We start from the raw sequence: 3,552 nt of genomic DNA, 5'->3' as shown, positions 1-3,552 counted from the left end.
AGATGTGTATAAGAGACAGGGCTCTCCCCGCGCCGCCCGCCCCCGACGACGTTTCGCGCGCTTCTGACGTCGGCGCGTGACCTATCGCGCGCGCCGACACCGGATTGCGCGCCTCGGTCCCGCTCACCCGATGTTTCGCGCGCTTCGAACAGAAGCGCGCGAAACGTCACCAGAGGTCGGTGTGCATGATGTGGGCGGCGACGCGCTCACCGGTGGGCAGCTCGTGCGCTCGGGGCACCGTGCCGAGGACGGTGAACCCCAGGCTCTCGTAGAGGGCGACCGCACCGGTGTTCGTCTCGACGACGGCGTTGAACTGCATCGCGGCGAACCCGGCGTCGCGGGCCCAGGCGAGGGAGTCCGCGACGAGGGCCCGGCCGACACCGCGGCCGCGCACGGCGCTGTCGACCATGTAGCTCGCCGTCGCCACGTGGGACCCCGGCCCGGGCCGGTTGCGACCCATCTTCGCGGTGCCGAGCACGGTGCCGTCCGAGTCGTCGACGGCCACGGTGACGCGTCCGCCCGGGCCGTTCTCGAGCCAGGTCGCGCGCGCCGTCGCCTCGTCGAGGTCGACCGGGTAGGGAAAGGTGTCGCCGGCGCGCACGACCTGCTCGACGACGGCCCAGACCGTAGGCCAGTCCGCGTCGACGTACTCGCGCACCGTCACGAGGCGCCCGGGCTCGAGGCGTCCGGGCGCGGGCTGTCCGGGCGCGGGGCGTCCGTTCACGAGGCGTCCTCGCACGACACGTCCGGAACGTTGGCGTCCAGCTCGTCGAGCCAGGCCCCGGCCGACGCGTCCGACGGCATGCGCCAGTCACCTCGCGGCGACAGGGACCCGCCCGCGGCGACCTTGGGGCCGTTGGGCAGGGCCGACCGCTTGAACTGGTTGGCGAAGAACCGCCGCACGAAGACCTCGAGCCAGCGGCGGATCCTGGGCAGGTCGTAGGCGAGCCGGTCGGCGTCGGGGAAGCCGGGCGGCCACTCGCCGGCGTCGGGGTCGTGCCAGGCGTGCCAGGCGAGGTAGGCGATCTTCGAGGGCCGGTAGCCGCGGCGCAGCACGTGGTAGAGGGTGAAGTCCTGCAGCGAGTAGGGGCCGATCATGGCCTGGGTGCTCTGCGGCTTCTCGCCCTCCTTGGCCGGGACGAGCTCGGGGCTGATCTCGGTGTCGAGGATCGACAGGAGCGTCTCGCCGACGTGGTCCTCGAACTGGCCGGAGGAGACGACCCACCGCACGAGGTGCTGGATGAGCGTCTTGGGTACGCCGGTGTTGACGGCGTAGTGGCTCATCTGGTCCCCGACGCCGTACGTGCACCAGCCGAGGGCCAGCTCGGACAGGTCGCCGGTGCCGAGGACGAGGCCGCCGCGCTGGTTGGCGATGCGGAAGAGGAAGTCGGTGCGCAGGCCGGCCTGGACGTTCTCGAAGGTCACGTCGTAGACCTCCTCGCCGCGACCGAAGGGGTGGCCCATCGTGTCGAGCATCTGAGTGGCCGCCGGGCGGATGTCGAGCTCCTCCCACGTGACGTCGAGGGCCTCCATGAGCGCGATCGCGTTGCGCTTGGTGTGGTCGCTCGTCGCGAAACCCGGCATCGTGAAGGCGAGGATGTCGCTGCGCGGCCGGTCGAGGCGGTCCATCGCCTTGGCCGCGACGATGAGCGCGTGCGTCGAGTCGAGGCCGCCGCTGACGCCGATGACGACCTTGGGCCGCCAGCTGTCGGTCGACATGGCGCGCAGCCGCTGCTCGAGACCCGACACCTGGATGTTGTAGGCCTCGTAGCAGTCGAGGGCGAGCCGCTCGGGGTCGTCCGGCACGAACGGGAACCGGTCGACCTTGCGCAGCAGGCCGATGTCGTCGGTCGGCGGGGCCAGCTCGAGCTCGACGGTGCGGAAGCCACCGACGCGGTCGGCGTGCGCCCGGCGGTTGTCGTCGAAGGTGCCCTGACGCTGCCGTTCTTGGCGCAGCAGGTCCAGGTCGATGTCGGCGACCGACCGACGCGGGCCGTCGGGGAAGCGATCGGACTCGACGAGGAGCGCCCCGTTCTCGTAGACGAGCGTCTGGCCGTCCCAGGAGAGGTCGGTCGACGACTCGCCCTCACCACCGGCCGCATAAAGGTACGCGGCGAGGCACCGGGCAGAAGCACTGCGGCACAAGAGCTTCCGGTCGTCGGCCCGGGCCACCGTGATGGGCGAACCGGAGAGGTTGGCCAGGACGGTGGCGCCCGCGAGAGCCGCCTCGTGGCTCGGCGGGACGGGTACCCACATGTCCTCGCACACCTCGACGTGGAGGACGAACCCGGGCACGTCGGTGGCGCGGAAGAGCAGGTCGGGCCCGAAGGGGACGCGGTCGCCGGCGACCTCGATGGTGCCGCGCTGGTCGTCTCCGGCGCCGAACCACCGCCGTTCGTAGAACTCGCGGTAGGTGGGCAGGTAGGACTTGGGGGCGACACCCAGGACGCGACCGCGGTGCAGGACGACGGCGCAGTTGTAGAGGCGTCCGTCACGGTCGAGCGGGGCACCGACGACGACGAGCGGACGCAGGTCGGCCGTCGCCTCGGCGAGGCGCGCGATGGCGTCGTCGACGGCGTCGAGGAGGGGGTCCTGCAGGAAGAGGTCGTCGATCGCGTAGCCGGACAGGCACAGCTCGGGGAAGATCGCGAGCGCGACACCCTCGTCGTGCAGGTCGCGCACCTGCTCGAGCACCGCGTCGGCGTTGCGGGCCGGGTCGGCGACGGTGATCGGGAGGGTGCAGGCCGCGACGCGCGCGAAGCCCTGGGCGTACGCACTCCAGAAGTCCATGGCCCCAGTCAATCGCACCGCGGCTGTGACGCGAGCCTCGCCGGGAACCGGGTGCGTCGGGCACCCTGTCTCCTACACTTGGTAGTAGTCCGAGGCGGGTGCCGACCGACCCGGGAACCCGAGAGAGGTGACGACGATGAACACGACCGAGAGCCCGGTGCACGAGCTGCATCCCGAGGAGAGCTGGGAGTTCCTCCGCGCCCACGAGTTCGGGCGCCTGGCCTACCACCTCGCCGACGAGGTCCACCTCGTCCCGATCAACTACGCCGTCGCCGACCACCGGCTGCTGTTCCTCACCGCCGAGGGCAGCAAGCTGCTCGGCGTCGCCATGAACCGCGACGTCGCCTTCGAGGTGGACGACTTCGAGGACGAGCGCGCGACGAGCGTCATCTGCCGCGGTCGTGCCCACGAGCTGACCGGCGACACGACGTGGGCCATCGAGCAGCTGCCGCTTCGCCCGTGGGTCGACACCCCGAAGACGGTCGTCGTCGAGATCACCGTCGACGAGATCACCGGCCGTCGCTTCGACCTGCACCGCCCCTGGCTGCACGCGCGCGTCGAGCCCTGAGCCGACGCGTCCGCCCGAGGAGTGCGGACTTCCCGCACGGGTGCGTCACGCAGGACCCACCCCTGACGGAAGCCCGCACCTCTGGGCGTGCGGCGCATGTCTCTTATACACATCTCCGAGCCCACGAGACGCGTAGCAATCTGGGGGGGGGGTGGCCGGTTGGGAGAAGGAGGGGGGGGGGGGGGGGGGGGGGG

Annotated in this window: 3 protein-coding genes; 1 reads left to right on the top strand and 2 read right to left on the bottom strand. The window is 71.3% G+C overall.

What is annotated here, in order from left to right; all coding sequences use genetic code 11:
* Positions 1 to 166: 166 nt before the first annotated feature.
* Complete coding sequence (locus ACPYOM_RS21250) at positions 167 to 724, bottom strand: N-acetyltransferase family protein (RefSeq protein WP_481347476.1); 558 nt, start codon at positions 722 to 724, stop codon at positions 167 to 169.
* On the bottom strand, positions 721 to 2,790 hold the full coding sequence (locus ACPYOM_RS21245) for an NAD(+) synthase (protein ID WP_481347475.1): 2,070 nt from the start codon (positions 2,788 to 2,790) through the stop codon (positions 721 to 723). Before ACPYOM_RS21245 ends, ACPYOM_RS21250 begins: the two co-directional genes overlap by 4 nt.
* Positions 2,791 to 2,926: 136 nt before the next feature.
* Between ACPYOM_RS21245 and ACPYOM_RS21240 the strand changes: the two genes are divergently transcribed.
* A complete protein-coding gene (locus ACPYOM_RS21240) occupies positions 2,927 to 3,358 on the top strand; it encodes a pyridoxamine 5'-phosphate oxidase family protein (RefSeq protein WP_481343522.1) in 432 nt (143 codons plus the stop codon).
* Positions 3,359 to 3,552: the final 194 nt, after the last annotated feature.

It is taken from the genome of Monashia sp. HAY1-2A (assembly GCF_056755315.1).
Note: the sequence above shows the minus strand (reverse complement) of the source record. Positions and strands in the feature narration are given on the sequence as shown.

What these genes read in the sequence shown, in the direction of transcription:
- ACPYOM_RS21240 (WP_481343522.1), top strand. Translation starts at nt 2,927, where the DNA reads ATGAACACGACCGAGAGCCCGGTGCACGAGCTGCATCCCGAGGAGAGC.
- ACPYOM_RS21245 (WP_481347475.1), bottom strand. Translation starts at nt 2,790, where the DNA reads ATGGACTTCTGGAGTGCGTACGCCCAGGGCTTCGCGCGCGTCGCGGCC.